8 protein-coding genes and 3 pseudogenes are annotated in these 15,577 nt (G+C 68.6%); 7 read left to right on the forward strand and 4 right to left on the reverse strand.

All coding sequences use genetic code 11. The annotated features are described in order from the left end of the window. Positions 1-419: 419 nt before the first annotated feature. Positions 420-872 (reverse strand): hypothetical protein, encoded by a 453-nt coding sequence (locus tag AB0M29_RS35030; RefSeq protein WP_365390335.1) that lies wholly within the window; start codon positions 870-872, stop codon positions 420-422. Positions 873-1,028: 156 nt separating this feature from the next. On the opposite strand from AB0M29_RS35030, the gene AB0M29_RS35035 reads away from it, so the two are divergent. From AB0M29_RS35035 to AB0M29_RS35065, 7 genes and pseudogenes are all read left to right on the forward strand, one after another. Further along, entirely contained in the window at positions 1,029-2,063 is a 1,035-nt protein-coding gene (locus tag AB0M29_RS35035) for a pentapeptide repeat-containing protein (protein WP_365390338.1), read from the forward strand. Between the two features lie 323 nt (positions 2,064-2,386). Next, positions 2,387-2,843, forward strand: a pseudogene (locus tag AB0M29_RS35040) (DNA polymerase III subunit alpha); the annotation flags it as partial. A 245-nt stretch (positions 2,844-3,088) separates the two neighbouring features. After that, a pseudogene (locus tag AB0M29_RS35045) lies at positions 3,089-3,361 on the forward strand (hypothetical protein); the annotation flags it as partial. 206 nt (positions 3,362-3,567) lie between these two features. Beyond that, a complete protein-coding gene (locus tag AB0M29_RS35050; protein WP_365390341.1) occupies positions 3,568-5,136 on the forward strand; it encodes an AAA family ATPase in 1,569 nt (522 codons plus the stop codon). 98 nt (positions 5,137-5,234) lie between these two features. Beyond that, a complete protein-coding gene (locus AB0M29_RS35055) occupies positions 5,235-6,194 on the forward strand; it encodes an HNH endonuclease signature motif containing protein (protein WP_365390343.1) in 960 nt (319 codons plus the stop codon). Positions 6,195-6,479: 285 nt separating this feature from the next. Further along, positions 6,480-7,247, forward strand: a pseudogene (gene rpsC, locus AB0M29_RS35060) (30S ribosomal protein S3); the annotation flags it as partial. A gap of 539 nt (positions 7,248-7,786) precedes the next feature. Next, on the forward strand, positions 7,787-9,040 hold the full coding sequence (locus tag AB0M29_RS35065) for a CHAT domain-containing protein (RefSeq protein ID WP_365390345.1): 1,254 nt from the start codon (positions 7,787-7,789) through the stop codon (positions 9,038-9,040). A gap of 1,306 nt (positions 9,041-10,346) precedes the next feature. On the opposite strand, the gene AB0M29_RS35070 is transcribed toward AB0M29_RS35065, so the two are convergent. Genes AB0M29_RS35070 through AB0M29_RS35080 form a run of 3 tightly spaced genes read right to left on the reverse strand, consistent with a single transcriptional unit; the run spans position 10,347 to position 15,517 of the window. Further along, positions 10,347-11,147 carry a hypothetical protein gene (locus AB0M29_RS35070; RefSeq protein WP_365390347.1) on the reverse strand — a complete coding sequence of 267 codons (801 nt, stop codon included), beginning with the start codon at positions 11,145-11,147 and terminating at the stop codon, positions 10,347-10,349. Positions 11,148-11,151: 4 nt separating this feature from the next. Further along, a complete protein-coding gene (locus AB0M29_RS35075; RefSeq protein ID WP_365390349.1) occupies positions 11,152-12,750 on the reverse strand; it encodes a hypothetical protein in 1,599 nt (532 codons plus the stop codon). Beyond that, positions 12,743-15,517 carry a tetratricopeptide repeat protein gene (locus AB0M29_RS35080; RefSeq protein ID WP_365390352.1) on the reverse strand — a complete coding sequence of 925 codons (2,775 nt, stop codon included), beginning with the start codon at positions 15,515-15,517 and terminating at the stop codon, positions 12,743-12,745. The genes AB0M29_RS35075 and AB0M29_RS35080 overlap by 8 nt, the downstream gene beginning before the upstream one ends. Positions 15,518-15,577 lie beyond the last annotated feature (60 nt).

Here is a 15,577-nt window from a genome sequence, read left to right on the forward strand (position 1 = left end):
CCGGGCGGCCTTCGCGTGCGCGCGTTCAGCGGACGCCAGGGCTTCCTCGGCGCCGCGGCGCCGGGACTGCGCCTGCCTGACCTCGCGGTCTACAGCCTTGCGCTCCTCGCGGGCCTCCTTCAGCTCTCGCTCGGCGTCCTCGACCCGCTGACGGGCCCGCTCGCCTCGGCTGACGGCTGGTCCTCCTCTGCTGCGGCACTGGCCTGGTCCGCCCGGCGCTCATCCAGCAGGCGTTCGGCATCCTCGACCGCCTGCCGGGCACGCTCGATGCGCGCCTGCCGCTTCTCCGCGCCGGGGTCTGCGGGCTCGCTGCGGTCCCGAGCTGCTGGTGGGGGCGTGGCGGACGCGAGGGAGGTGATGATCCCGGTCGGGGCACTGAGCGCACCGCTCAGGCGGCCTGTGGCCCACTGTTCGGCGGCCTACGTCCGGGTCGGCTGTGCCGCCCGCAGCGTGGTGGCGACTTCTTGCTGGGCGGAGTCGCTGATCCGGTGGCCCGCCGCGGCGGCCAGGCGGGCGGCCTGCCCGGCAAGCGCGGTGATCACACGGCCCTGCTGAGTCGACAGGTCCCGCATCTGCTCCCTGTCGAGGGTGCGGTGGGCTGCGCGGAGTGACTCCCCCAGCTCGCGAAATTGCCTGACTTGGTCGGGGTCGTCGCGGACCAGGAGATTGCTTGCCCACGCCGCCAGAGTCGGCCGACGCAGGCCGCGCAGCCGCCGTGCGCCAGCCGCGTCCCCGGCGGCCTTCGCCTCGCCCGCCAGTTCGCTGCGCCGGGACACGAAAGCGTCCGGATCGGTGACGTACAGCTCGTCGACGGCGGCATCGACATCGAAGGCGCTGGGGGGCGCTACGGGCTGCTTCCTACGGCCGGGCATGGTCGGCACTCTCCTGGTTCGCGAGCACTGGCATATCTCCAGCCTCTTGCGCGAAGGGCGCGGCCGCACCCGCAAGTGGAGGGCTTTACGTCCCAAAGCCGTCACGTATCGCCCGAACCCGGCCCGTGCCGACCACGCGGGTGCTGGAGTGCCCTCATGACCAGGCAGAGCCCCGGGCGCGGGGCACGCATCGCGCAATTACGCCGCATCACCGACCGGCTCCGCCAGCGTCAACAACCGGCCCCGGCCGCGGCTCCGGCCCCGGCAGCCGGTCCCAGTTCCGGCCCGACCCTGCAGCCCCCGGGCGCGTCCACGCAACCGCAGCCCAGTCCCCCCACCTCGGCTCCCGCGGGCGGGACCAGCCCGCAGCCGACGGCCGACACCCCGAGGTCCGCGGGCGGGACAGGAGGGAGCCGTTGGTGGACACGGCTGGAGCGCTCGGTCGCGCTGCTGGTGAGCGTCTCCACGCTGGTGGCGGCCGGAGCAGCCCTGGTGACGGTCCGGCAGGCCAGTGGTGAGCAGCACCTCACCCGTGATGGGCAGGCCACCGACCGCTACACCGCTGCGGTCACGAACCTGGGCGACGCGGCCGAAGAGGTACGAATCAGCGGCATGTACGCGCTGCAACGCAGTGCCCAGGACTCCCCCCGTGACGCCCCCACCGTGGTGCAGGTCCTCGCCGCCTACATCCGCAGCCACGCCCCCAAGACGGGACACACCACGAAGGGATCCCCCTCCCCAGCGAACGACATCGCCGCCGCCTTGGGCATCCTCGCCGTCCCGTTGGCGAAGGGCGTGGTCGTGGACTTGCACGGCACGAACTTGGCGGGAGCGGACTTGCACAGTGCGGACCTGCCCAGCGCGGTCCTAGTAGGCGCGGACCTGACGCACGCAGTGCTTGCCAACGCGGACCTGACCGGCGCGAACCTAACCCGCGCGGACCTGGACCGTGCGAACCTGGGCGGCGCGAGCCTGACTCGCGCGGATTTGCACGGAGCGGACCTGACCGGGGCGGACCTGAACGGGGCACTCCTGCTCGGCGCGGACCTGACCGGCGCGTTCCTGGTCGCCACGGACCTGACCGACGCAAACCTCACAGGCGCGAACCTCACCGACGCGAACCTGGACCACGCGCACCTGACCGGCGTCCACGGTCACCCGCTGGCATGGCCCTCCCCGTCGGCGAGCTGACGCCAGTCGGGGCGCCGACCCCTCGCACTGCGGTCATCGCCTCTGGTCAAGCGCCCTCGGTTTGTTACCAGGCGCTGCGCACCCTGCTGGGGAGCCGGTGGTCGATCTGGCGCTTCTCCCTTCGTGCACGGCGAAACGGCGCGCGCGTTGCGCAGTACGTTCATGCAGGGTCCGTGGTGGTCGCGGTGCCACGCGCTCGGCCCGGTGAGTCCGCAGGTCTCGGGTTTGGTGAGCTCCTGCCAGGCCGGCCAGAGGGCGATCGGGTGGAGGACAGCCGTTTCGTGCTCCACGCAAATTGTGGAGAAGGCCGCCGGGGACCAGTGGGGGTACGCCTTGCCCTGGCCGGGGTCCGCGGCATCAGCGGCGACGAAGCCGCCCGCATCGAGGCCGCCCAGCCCTACAACTCCCTGTCGGACTTCTGGCAGCGCGCCCGCCCCAGCCGCCCGCTGGCCGACCGGCTCGCCCAGATCGGCGCACTGGACCACCGACGGACAACTTCCGCTGGCCGCGGGCGCCATCGGCGGCACCGAACCATCCGGCCTGCCCGCCATGACCGGCCGCGATGCTCTGAACGCCGAGCTCGACACCCTGGGCATCGACGTCTCGGTGCACCTGATGGAGCACCACCACCGACTGCTGCGGGAGATCGGCGCAACGGACTCCGCCCACCCGTCCGGTCTACGCGCCGGGCAGCAGGTCCTCGTCGCAGGGGTCCGCGCCTCGACCCAGACCCCGCCGATCGCCAGCGGCAAACGCATCATCTTCGTCACCCTCGAAGACGCTACGGCCTGCAGCCCGGAGTGGAAGACGGTGTGGGCGCCCGCGTCCCCCGCCGAGCGCCTCACCGCCGACTGCCTCCTCGAACGAGACTGTCTCGACCCGGCCGCCCACCACCGGGCCGTGCTGTCCCTCGCCGAGCAGATCGGGATGCGGCTGCGCGACGCCCACCAGGTCTGCCGGCACCTCACCTCACCGTCCGGTACGCCGACCGCTCCACCTCCACACGCTCTCGGACCCTGCCAGAACCAACCGCCCACTCCCCCGCCCTGGCGGCTGTGGCACTCGACATACTCCAGGCACTGGCGCTGGAACGGGCCAGGGTGCGGTCCTACATGCTGCGCGCCGAGCAGCTCTTGCCGGACGACACCGCCTACCACCAACTCACCCTCGACCCGGGCGACGGGCGGGCCCGATCCGTCGAGGCGGCCGCCGACCGCGCCCGCCACCGCCTCGGCGATCACGCCATCCGTCCCCCAATACTCGCCCCCGACCCAAACGTGGCCGACAACGGCGGCTGACGGCCCGGGCGCCTGGGGCACCCAGCCTTCGACGCGCCCCTCCGGCCGGAGGTGCTGAGCTTCATCGCGGGTCTCGTGCGTCGGAGTTCTCGGGCTCCTTGAACCTGGGAATCTGCAAACCTCTGCGGGCCGGTCCTCATACTGGTCCCAGTCCACTTGCTCGCCTCGGGGCGACACCCGATCAGTCAGTGCATCTTGGAGTTCGTGTGCGGTTCATTGTGCAGCCCGACCGGAGATCCGTGTCGGCGCAAGAGCATCCCGGCGCTGTGCTCGTACCCGACAGTTGGAACGACTACGGCTACCGCACGTCATACGACTTGTGGTATTGCCCGGAAGGACTACGACCGTACAAGCTGGGCAGATTCAAGATTGCCCGCGGCGACCAGGAGACCGGGCCGAGCGCCCTGGCACCGGGAGAGTACGAGGACGAGATCCCCCGAGCCGGGGCGATCGATTGGTATTCGCTGGGACAGGACGACCTCTACTACGAGGGCATCCGGAAGCTCGGTGACGAGGTGCGAGAACAGATCCTCGTCGGGTTGTGGGACATCGCCTTCAGTCTGGACCGCTTCGCCGAGGCCCAGGAGCACCACGTCGTGAGAACGTCACTCCTTCGCGGCATCGATCCGAAGACCGTACGCAACCAGTACCACCGCATTGCCACCGGGGGCGCCCGGCTGACCGAGTTCCGATTCCACTATCACTTTCCGACAGCCAGCGCTCAGCCCGGGCCAGCCGACCGCCCGCGGAAATCGCTCACCTTCGAGGTCGAGCCCAACTCCGCACCGCCCAGCAACATCCATGTCCTGATCGGACGCAACGGTGTTGGCAAGACCTCGATGCTGAGGGAGCTCGCGTGGCTCGCGCTACGACCGCAGCACCAGGATCAGCAGGGATTTGGGCGCATCGAGTACCTACCCACGAGCACGGCCCCTGCTGGGGAGCCCTTCGTCAACGTGCTGTCCGTCTCCTTCAGCGCCTTCGATGCATTCCGTGACCTCACGTCAGCGGGCCCCGGGTACACCTACGTAGGACTCGTCGATGAAACCGCAGAGGGACCCCGTCCCAAGGAGCGGGGGCAGCTGACCAAGGAGTTCCTCGACAGCCTGTCGGAGATCGCCGCCGCAGGCCGCTTCGCCCGCTGGCGTGAATGCGTGAGCATGCTCCACCAGGACAGACACCTCCCGGAATTCCTCACCAGCGATCTCGTCGACAGCGACCCGAAATTCCCGGCGGTGATCGACGAGAGAAAAATACAATACCTGGCACACGAGTTTTCACAGCTGAGCGCAGGCCACGCCATCGTGCTCCTCACTCTCGCGCGCCTCGTGCAGATGGTGGCCGAGCAGTCCTTGGTCCTTATCGATGAGCCCGAGGCTCATCTGCACCCACCGCTGCTCTCCGCGTTCGTACGGGCGTTGTCCAATCTCCTGTCTGAGCGCAATGGCGTCGCCGTGGTCGCCACCCATTCCCCAGTGGTCCTCCAGGAGGTTCCGCGCGCCTGCGTTTACAAGCTGATCCGCAGCGGCGAACGGCGGCGCGCCCGACGTCCCAGCATCGAGACCTACGGAGAGAACGTCGGCGTCCTCACCCATGAGATCTTCGGCCTCGAGGTGATGGAGTCTGGCTTCTACGCTGAGATCGAAAAGGCTGTTGCTGACCTGGACAGCTACGACGAAGTCCTGGCTCGCTTCCATGATCAGCTCGGAGGCGAGGCGCGAGGACTCGTTCGGATCCTTCTTGCAACAAAGGAAGCTGAGGGCGACGACGCCTGATGTGGCATCTTGATCCACCGGTGATCACTGCCCGGGACTCGTATGTCCGATCGGTTTCCGTTACGCAGATGCTAGAGCGGCGCGCGCTCTTGCTTGGGGTGGCTGACAAGGTGGAGCAGGCTGGCCTGCGATTCCGTACGGCAGCTGAAACCCGGACGCTGCACGAGCTTGATCCCGGCGCCTTTAGGACACCCGGAATCGCGCCCGGGGATTTCGTGAAGTGGGCGTACAAGAACGGCATGTGCTCGGCTGGTGGTCGTGACATCTACGACCAGATCATGGACGCGCCCGAGGACGAACGCTGCCCCATGTGCGGGCACGGGGAAGTAGCACAACTCGATCACGTCATGCCGAAGATTAAGTTCCCGGCCTTATGTGTTGATCCGCTCAACCTCGTACCGATCTGCGAAAGGTGCAACTACGCCAAGGGCCAAGTGAGCCCGAGCAGCGCTGAAACCACTCCGCTGCACCCATACCTCGACCAGATCGACACCGAGGGCTGGCTCGACGCCGAGATCGTTCCGAACCATCAGGGACAACTGACGTACTTTGTCGCGGCACCACCAGACTGGGATGAAACACTCACGTCCCGGGTCCACCATCATTTTGCACTCTTTGAGCTCGCCAAGCGCTACAGCGTGCAAGCCAACCGAACCCTGAAGAGCATCAAACAAAGCCTTCAGGACCAACTGGAGCGCGCCGGCGAGGATGCAGTGCGGGCATATCTCCTGGACGCCGCTGCATCCCGTTTGAAGCACGACCCCAACAGCTGGGACGGCGTCGCCCACCGGGCCTGGGCTGCCGATGACGGATTCTGCCGGGGAGCCTTTTCTACGGACGTGTTGTCAGCACCGCCAAAAAGGACGACCCCCGTAGCGATCACCATGAAGAACTTCGGCCTCACCTGGACCGCCCCCGACGGCGTCCATCGATCCTCCACCGTTAGCTACGACAAGCCCAGCGCCGTCGGACGCCAGAAGGAGCTCGAAGACGCCGGATGCACTGAGGTAGAGATCAGCGAAATCAATCCCGGACAGCTCCCGGAACCAAGGCCGTGACGTCGGAGCTCAGGCCGCCAGGCCGCGATCTTTGTGCCGCAACTGACCAACTTTTGGCGCTCGTTAGGCCACCCGTCCGATCGCGGCGCACCTGTCGGTCCGGCCGCAACCGCCGCAGTCGAGCCAGACCACCTGGGCATTGGAGTGCTACCGGCGCGCCCGCCGATGGCCCTGTCTCGCCGGGCGTGGTGGGGCGTTTCGAGGGACAATGGTTGTGCGAGCCACCCTGACGGTGAGCAGAAGCCGCAAGACCGTGATCGTCGCCTCCACGAAGGGGATCCGGTAGTGGGCCAGAAGGTTAACCCGCATGGGTTCCGGCTCGGCATCACCACGGACTTCAAGTCCCGCTGGTACGCCGACAAGCTGTACAAGGACTACGTCAAGGAAGACGTCGCCATCCGTCGGATGATGACGTCCGGCATGGAGCGCGCCGGCATCTCGAAGGTGGAGATCGAGCGCACCCGTGACCGTGTGCGTGTGGACATCCACACCGCTCGTCCGGGCATCGTCATCGGCCGCCGTGGCGCCGAGGCCGACCGCATCCGCGGTGACCTCGAGAAGCTCACGGGCAAGCAGGTCCAGCTGAACATCCTCGAGGTCAAGAACCCCGAGACCGACGCTCAGCTGGTTGCCCAGGCCGTCGCCGAGCAGCTCTCCTCCCGCGTCTCCTTCCGTCGGGCCATGCGTAAGAGCATGCAGTCGGCGATGAAGGCCGGCGCCAAGGGCATCAAGATCCAGTGCGGTGGCCGTCTCGGCGGCGCCGAGATGTCCCGCTCAGAGTTCTACCGCGAGGGCCGTGTGCCCCTGCACACGCTCCGCGCGAACGTGGACTACGGCTTCTTCGAGGCCAAGACGACCTTCGGCCGTATCGGTGTGAAGGTCTGGATCTACAAGGGCGACGTCAAGAACATCGCCGAGGTCCGCGCCGAGAACGCCGCTGCCCGTGCGGATAACCGCCCAGCCCGTGGCGGTGCCGGTGGCAGCAGCGACCGTCCGGCCCGTGGTGGTGGCCGTGGTGGCGAGCGTGGCGGCCGCGGTCGCAAGCCGGTACAACGTGAGACCCGTTTGCCAGCCCATGCAGGCGCCCGCACGCAAGGTAGCGGCGCAACTGAAAGCCCTTCAACCAGTCGCGGGTCCGACGGCCATCGCCGTCCGGCGGTCACCGAGCCGTCCGTGGCGCACACCGAAGCGCTGCAAGAGACTCAAAGTGTCCACGCGCCTGATCCCACAGAGATTCCGCGATGTGTGGCGAAAGTGATCTCCTTGGACGATGAGCTGCTGTCAGGAGAGCTCGCGCGATTCCACTTCCACCTTGATGTGCCGGAAGGGCACCCCTGGGCTGGAGATAACGGACCAGGCAGGTTGCTACTGATCGCATCCTCTCGGAATATCGGCAACATTTCCCCTACTGCGCTCCTTTATGACGCTACCCCCTCCGGAGGCGCCGCCGAATTCACATTTATCACCCAGCGAGCAGGCAGACACTGTTTGCGATTCACCGTGTACGAGCGCGAGTTTGGCGTTGTACTTCAAGAGGTTGAGGCGACATTCGATGTGAGAGCAACGGATGAAAATGATGGAGAATAGCTGTCATGTCACGTGAGATTCCGCCGGAGGTTCCCCAGGATCCGAGCAACGGTTATACCAGTCTGCCCGGCCCCTCTTACGCCCACCCGGATGTAGTAGTCAACATCACCGCCGGGGCTGGCCCCATGAACATCAGTATGTTCGGCCCGAAGGTCCCTTCCTTGAAATCTGGCATACACCAGGCTCCATTGAAGAATTCTGGCACAGTAATTCATCGCAAAGCAAATCGCTTGCGCGAAATCTGGAAAGAGCGGTTCTTGAATCATGAGCGATACCAGGACGGCATGCCGATGGAGGTCACCCCTTTCCAGAAATCGGTGGACCTGACAGCCTACCCCGAAGATGAGCTGCTCCCTGTAATCAAAGACCTCGCCGATGAAGGCAACTATCTGCTACAGCAACTCCTTGACGGGGACCATCCACGCTTGACTATCCTCCGCCGGGATCTAATAGAAGCATTGCGGGATGAAAATTTGCGCGTTAGGTTCAATTCCGACGTCTACCTACCGTGGCCGATGATGGCATTGGCCTCTTTCCCAGAGAAAACTGACGACCATTTTGCCCGTTTCCTCGGGTATCGACATCAGATCGACCAGACAGCCGACTGTTATCCAAGCGTAGCGCCAGTGCTTATCGCCCACGCTCAAGCAGCCACAAGTCTGAATGTAGACATGCAGCTTAACACGGTCGAAGGAGCTGCCAGAGTGCGGACGCTACTCCTATCTACGGATCTGACAGAGCGCACTCAGAGCGATGAACTGATTAGAGCTTTGCAATCGCCTAATGTCGACGAAGACCTAATGTATTTTTGGTGCCATGGGAGTTTTGAAGGCGCACCGCAGCCTCACCTTGTGATCCGGCTCAGCGATTCTATGGGAATTGACGGGGAATTGGTTAATAGGTTGCGGACCGAGGCCCGTACCGATGGACAGCAAGGGATCTTTCGTCCTTTTGTGATGCTCAATGCTTGCTTTGCCGGTCTGGTTGCGGATTCAGTGGAATTTGAGCATATTGGTGGAGTGTTCATACGGAGTGGGGCGGAAGGTGTCCTCGGTCCTCAAATTGAAATTCCTAAACTCTTCGGTGCCCACTATGCCCATGAGTTCATTGGCAGATATTTGGCGGGCTCGTCCACGGCAGGGGCGATTGTCCGGGAGCTTGCCCGACACTTTGCCGAGACTTACCGAAATCCCCTGGCGTTGACCTACTCTCTACACTGCGGGCTGGATAGTCGATTGTCGCTGCACGCTGGGAAGTGAGGATCTAGTTATGGAGAAAGGTGTTCCGGCAGCGACAGTCGACTTGAATGAGCGTGGCATGCTTCTAAGCGAGGAGGGCGGTCAACCGGTTTCTGGAAATCGCGTTCCGGAATACCTTCGCCACAATCTCCCGATCCCTCATTGGGCGACGGACATCTACGTGCATGTCCATGGGTGGCGAACTCTCCCTGACGCAGCAACGCGGCAGGCGCAGCTGCTGCTGGGCCAGGCATTGCAGCAACGAGCGGCACGCCCGGACTATTACTTGGACCTGTCGCGGGACGGCTTCCGGCCGTGGCTCGTGTCGGTCCGCTGGCCTTCCTCTAGCCGTTCCTCGCTGTCTGGATACCGGCGCATACGGGATCGAGCTCATGAGATGGGGGCTGAGGGGCAAGGACAGGCAGCGTACGTTATCAGTCATCTACTCGGTTACCTGGATCAGAACCGTATTACACCCGGTTCGCACCTGCTCAAGAACCGCTTCGGACAGTTCCTGCACTTGTGCGGCCATTCTTTCGGTGGTCGGTTTCTATGCGAGGCTGTTCAATGGGCTGCCAGTCAGAAATCGGCTGATTTGCTCAGCTGGAGCGTGGGAACTGACCCACAAAGGCCGTTTACCGTGGATAGCTTGCTTGTCTTCCAGATGGCTGCGCCACGTGACGCGCTTGAAGAGATATTTCCAGCTCTTCTCCCGGGACCTGGGCGTGACCGCTGGGCTCCTCTATGCGGACCCATCGTGCTCACGCACTCACGATATGACCGTGCGACCGGCATCTGGCATCGGCAGGCTGAGGGCAGTGCAGGAATCGGGTTCGCAGGCGCCAGGCGTGCTCCAACCGACGTACACCGCATCCAATTGCTGCCGCTAAATCGTGCCTACGCAATGGAAGATCTCGACCATCGGATAGTAAACGTAGACGCCAGTTGGCTCTTTCGACGTGGCCGTTTGAGCTTCGCTGGAGCTCACTCGGACATTAATTACCCAGAGTCAGCACATCTGCTCCTTAGCCTGGCGGACTTGTCGCGCTGAGCGCCTACAAGCAACAGGCTGGCTCGTCGCAGGAGTAGGCAGAAGTGCCCAGCCGGGTCGGCGGACTGCAATTTGACGCCGGCAGGATAGGTGCAGGATGCATGCCGGGGTCGGCAAGATCTGTGCGGGGTGGGCGTGTCCCGCCTGGCCTCGCCGCGCAGCAGCGCGCTGGTGGAGGCCGACCCGTCGGGCGGGAGCCTGCGAACCGGGCTGCTGCAGGCCGCGCATCGGGGGAAAGGCGGCGGCCTGCCGGCACCGTGCCCGGCAGCCGCCGTGTCAACCTCCCTTGCGGAAGCGTGTGTTGAGCAGGCGCCCCACCGCCGGGGTGACCTCGCCCGCCTCCGGGGCGACGCCCAGGCCGTGGGCGAGATCCCGCGCGTACAGATCGACCGCAGCCTCCACCAGGTCGGTGGCGGTCTCGACGGCCGCCCTGGCACGGCCCGCGGCGGCCGCCGCGCCCAACACAGCCAGCGCTGACAGCGGCCACCACGCTAAGGCGAGCACCGCGAACAACAACGCCCAGGCTGCTGCGTCCACCGCAGACCGCCAGTCGCGCTCGGCGGCCCGAAGGGCCGCTCGCGTCCCGTCCGGGAGCAGCAGCCAAAACCGGGGCCAAGCGGACGGCAGGTCAAGGCCGTACTCGCCGCGCACCCGGCTCTCGACGGCGAGCACCCGGTCGCCCATCCACGTCGGCGACCGCGGACGGGCCAGGGCGATCCGGTTGCGCTCGGCTGCGTGGCGGTCGCCCTCCGGCCCTTCCCGCCCGGCCAGCCGGTGCGCCTCCTCCCATTGGCGCAGGCGCCGCCGCAGCAGCGGGCGCAGCAGGCGCTCGTGACGTCGCCCTAGGAGGACTGCGGCGACGTGCCGGGAGAGGATCCGCCGGGCCTGGACCGCCGCCGTCGCGGTGCCGCCGACCAGGCACCCGGCCCGCAGCCACCCCACCGGGCCGTCCGGCAGGCCCCAACCGCCGATTGGGTGCCGGACGGCGACCACGTAGACGGCCGCCGCCGTCCACAGCAACAGCTCTGGTGCGGCGAAGTCCCGCCAGCCGCCGTACTGCTCGCCGTAGGCCCACACCGCGTCAGCCGAGCGTGCTGAGCAGCGGCTCGGCCCCGTCGCGGCCCAGGTGGCACGAGGGCCGCGCCTCTCCGGGCTCGCGCCGCTCGCGCCGTGCGCACGCCCCGAGCGGGCAGACGAACGCCTCGTGGGCCTCGGGCCGGCCCTCGGTGCCCCGGGTGCCGTAGCGCGGGTCCGGGTCGGGGCCGCCGAGGGAGCGGACGAACTCCCGGTAGGCCTCGGTGCGGTCCAGGCCGCTCAGCGCGGCGTCGCGTAGTTCCTCCAGTTCCGCCGTCCGCGCCTCGCCCTGCCGCGCGGCCTCCGCCGCGGCCGCCGGCAGGTCCAGGCATAGCGCGGCTATCCACCCGGTGGCGGCGACGCCGGGATCTGTGGGGGCGGGTCCGCCGCTGCGCAGGGAGCCGGGGTTGCGCTCCGCGAACTGCTGGAGGGCCCGCGCGGCCAGCCGCAGGAACCAGGGTTTGTCTGCCTCGGGCACAGAGGCGCGGCCCAGGAACACCAGCGCGCACCCGGCCAGCGAAAGCAGCGTCTGCTGCCGCCACTCCGGGACCAGGCCGGAGGGCTCTACCCATGCCGAGCCGACGCGTTCCACGCCGGTGACGAGGTCGCCGAGCCAGCCGGGTACGAGGGCTGCGGGGCCGTCGCGCGGGTCGAGCAGCAGGTCGATCAGTGCCGACCTCCCTGCCGCCGAGACGGTGTCGAGGGTCCGGGCCACGACGTAGAGGACTAGGTGCACCGGATCGCGGGCCAGCAGGCCGTCCTTGCGGTAGTGGGCGTTGTCGATCAGGTAGAAATCGCCCAGGTCGAGCAGCGGGGCGGCGCGCACCAGCGTGTTGTCGGTGTGCAGGTCGCCGTGGCACCTGCCGCGCAGCGGCCGGATGAGCGGCGCGGCGGAGAAGCAGCCGCCCTGGGCGGCGGCGAAGGGGTTAGGCAACGGGCCTGGCTCGTCGTCCAGGACGATCTGCTCGCCTTGGTGCCGCCGGGCGGCCTCGTGCAGTCGGCCGCCCTGCGCGAGGTGGCCGGGCACGAACTCCGCCAGGAACCCCCCGACGCTCAGCGGCTCCGCGTCCGGATCTAGCCAGGGGTGCACGGCCCACTCGGCGAGCACCGCGCGTACGACCTCCACGCAGCAGTCGGTGACGGCCCGGGGCGGGTAGACGGGCAGGCCCGGTGCGGCGGGTGCCTGGTCCAGCATCCGGCGCAGCAGGACGGTCAGGACCTGCACGTCGTCGAAGGTCTCGCCGGCGATGGTCTGGAAGGTGATCCATGTCGTGCCGTCGACGCGCACTGGGCCGTGGACTGGATGCGACAGGTGCCGCGCCGCGAAGTCCTCGGCGTCGGCGCGGGCGCGGCGGTGGCGCGTGAACTCGATCGGGCCGAAGGACTCCTCCTTCGCGGAGTCCACTTTCATCAGCAGTCGGCGTACGGTGCCGCGGAGGCGGTCGCTCTCGCGGACGAGGGCGACCTGGGCGCCGCTGCGGCCGTTGACGAGCCAGCGGTCGAAGCCGTAGTGGTGGTCGTTGTCGGCCGCCCAGTGCGCGAGCGCAGTGGCGACGGCTGGGGGAAGCCCTTTCCGTAACTCTTCGTCGATCAAGCCCTCAGCCATCCGAGATCCTCTGCTTCCCGCGGCCCTCCGATCGACGCCGGCGCACCGCCTCCAGGGTTTCCCGCGACCGGATCGTCTGCGGGTGGTCCGATCCGAGCAGGCGCGTCCGGTCCGCGAGGACGGCCGCCAGTTCCTCCTGCGCCTGCGTCACAGCGCCCCGGTCCAGCAGGACCAGCCCGAGCCGGTGCCGGCTTAGCAGCGTCGCGCCGTGTGCGGCGCCGAGGGCCACGGTGCGGGCGGCGACCAGCGCCCGGCACAGCTCCTCGGCCTCGCCGAGCGCGCCGAGGTCGTGCAGCACCTCGACAAGCGAGTGGCGTACGGCCAGGGTCCTTGGGTGCTCCTCGCCGCGGATCTCCCCGCTGAGCACCGCCAGCCGGCGCAACTCCCGCTCCGCCGCCGCCGGCTCCTCCATCGCGCGCAGTACGTCGGCCAGGTGGTGCCGGGTGACCAGCGCCGCGGTGTGTCGCGCGCCGAGCACCTGCGTGCGCAGGGCGAGCACCTGCTCGTACGCGGCCCGCGCCTGTGGTAGCTGGCCGGTACGCCGTAGCTGGTCTGCGACGCCGTTGCGGCTGGTGAGCGTGTCGGGGTGCAGCTCGCCGAGCATGCGCTCTCGCACCTCTAGCGTGGCCTGTGACAGGGTGCCCGCCTCGTCGAAGCGGCCTGCCTCGCGCAGGGTGCGGGCCAGGTAGTGCTGGGAGGTGAGGGTGTCGGGGGCCTCGGGCCCCAGGCTCGCGCGGCGGTCGCGCAGGACGTCGCGGAAGTCTCGCTCGGCGTCGGCGAGCCGGCCCCGGTCGAGGCGGACCCGTGCGAGGTCGTGCCGCAGCCCGAGGGCGAGCGGGCCGTCGGCAGGCAGCCGCCCGTCCGCGGCGTCCAACGCCCGCAGGTAGGCCGATTCGGCGCGGGCAAGGTGGCCGGCCGCCCGCAGGAACGACGCGGCCCGGCGGGCGAGGTGCAGCGCCGCCGCGGCGCGCGGCTTCGCCTGCTGGTCTGCTGCCGGGGCGCCGAGTAGTTCCAGCGGCGCCGCGCAGTGGTCGGCGAGCGGCGCCCACTGCTCCCAGTCGGACGGGGATTTGGGGTCGGCGGTCGCCACCGCGGCCTCCAGCAGCGCGGTCGTCAGCGTGAGGTGCTCGCCCAGTTGGCTGCGGAAGGCGGCCGACTGCCGTGTCGTGTCCCGGACGAGGGAGTGCAGCGTGAGCAGTGGCGGGTCGGAACCGCCCGCCACGTCGACCAGCCCGAGCCCGTCCAGCCCGCGCACCGCGTCCCATGCGCTGCGGACCGGCGCTTCCGTCAGCAGCGGCGAGGCGGCCAGCAGGTCGGCGCGCAGCAGTAGCCCGTAGGGCACGGGCCCGGGGCCGAAGCAGGCCAGCAGCCGCAGCATCGGCCGGGCCAGGACGAGGCCGCGGTCTTCGAGGAGATCCAGGGACAGCTCCCAGGTGCGGGCCACGGTGGTGCGTGGGCGGCGCGCGGACGGGGCCTCGTCGGGCGCCGCGGCGAGCAGGTCGCCGCTCTGCTCCTGCGTCAGCGCGTCGTGGTAGGCGGCGAAGTCGCGCGGCAGGCCGGGGGTGGCGAGGCCGGCGGGTATCTCTCGCGCCTCGGCCAGGTAGCGCCCTGCGGTGGCCAGCGCGAGGGGCAGCCCGCCGAGCCGCTGGGAGAGCGCTGCGGCCTCCGCGAGCGTGCCGGCCCGGGGGCCGGCGAGTTCGTGCAGTACCGCCGCCCCCGCTTTCGCGTCGAGGCCGGCCATCCGGTGCAGCTGTAGCCAGGGGGGCGTGCGACGGCCCCACGTGGTGGGGGAGCCGTCGCGGGTGGTGACGACGACGGTGCCGTGGTCCGGCGGCGCGGTCAGCCAGCCGTTGCCGTCGGCGACCCCGTGCCCGGGCAGGGCTAGCGAGGTGGGCGGGTCGTCGGCGTTGTCGAGGATGAGCAGCCACTGCCCGCTGGCGGCCGCCAGCAGCCTGGCCAGCACATCGGGAAGGCTGCCTAGGCGTAACTCGTCCGAGGAGGCGCCCAGTTCCAGGGCCAGCGCGATCATGCCCGCTGTCACCGTGGCGGGGTCGTCCGCGGCCACCCACCAGGTGCGCAAGCCCAGGGACGCAGCCTCGCGGGCCGCGCTGAGCGCTACCGAGCTCTTGCCGCAGCCGCCGAGCCCGTGGAGCACGTGGACGCCCGGCTCGGCGGGCCTGCGCGGGCCTACCGCCGCGGAGCGCAGGCGTGCGGCCAGCTCCTCCCGTCCGCGCAGCGTTGGCTCGCGGTCCAGCCGGGCGAAGGGCGGCCGGGTCGACACCCCCCACCGTGCGGCGCCGGCGGCGACGACGGCCCCGGGCCCGCCGGGCGGCTGTCCCGCGCCCTCGACGGGGCCCGCCACGGTGCCCTTCACCCGCCAGTACGCCTCCTCCCACGCGCGTATCCTCCCCTCCCCCGTGACTCCCGCCGCCTGCAGGATGCGCTGCATCTGGTCCTCAGGGGTCAGGCCGGGGAGGTTGGTGCCGGACAGGTAGCCCCCCAGTGTGCTCGCCGGCATCCCGCTGGCTTTGGCCAGTTGCCGCACGCTCAACCGGGCCGACAGCCGCAGCAGCGTCAGCTCCCGGCCGAAGTCCTGCCGTGTGGCGATCCTGCGCGGATCCGGTGGCAGGGGGCCGCCCGGCGCCTGCGCGGCCGTCACGCCGCGCGTCCACGGGGAGCGGTGGCCGCCCGGTGGTGCCAGCGGAGGGGGGAGAAGGTCGTCATGACGGTCCGCCGGTACGAAGGAGACGGGTTTGTAAGGGTCCATCAGGATAGACCGTTCCTGTCCCCCTCTGCGCCCGGAATGCGCGGCCCTGCGCTCACCCCG

The organism is Streptomyces sp. NPDC051976 (assembly GCF_040680795.1).
GTDB lineage: Bacteria > Actinomycetota > Actinomycetes > Streptomycetales > Streptomycetaceae > Actinacidiphila.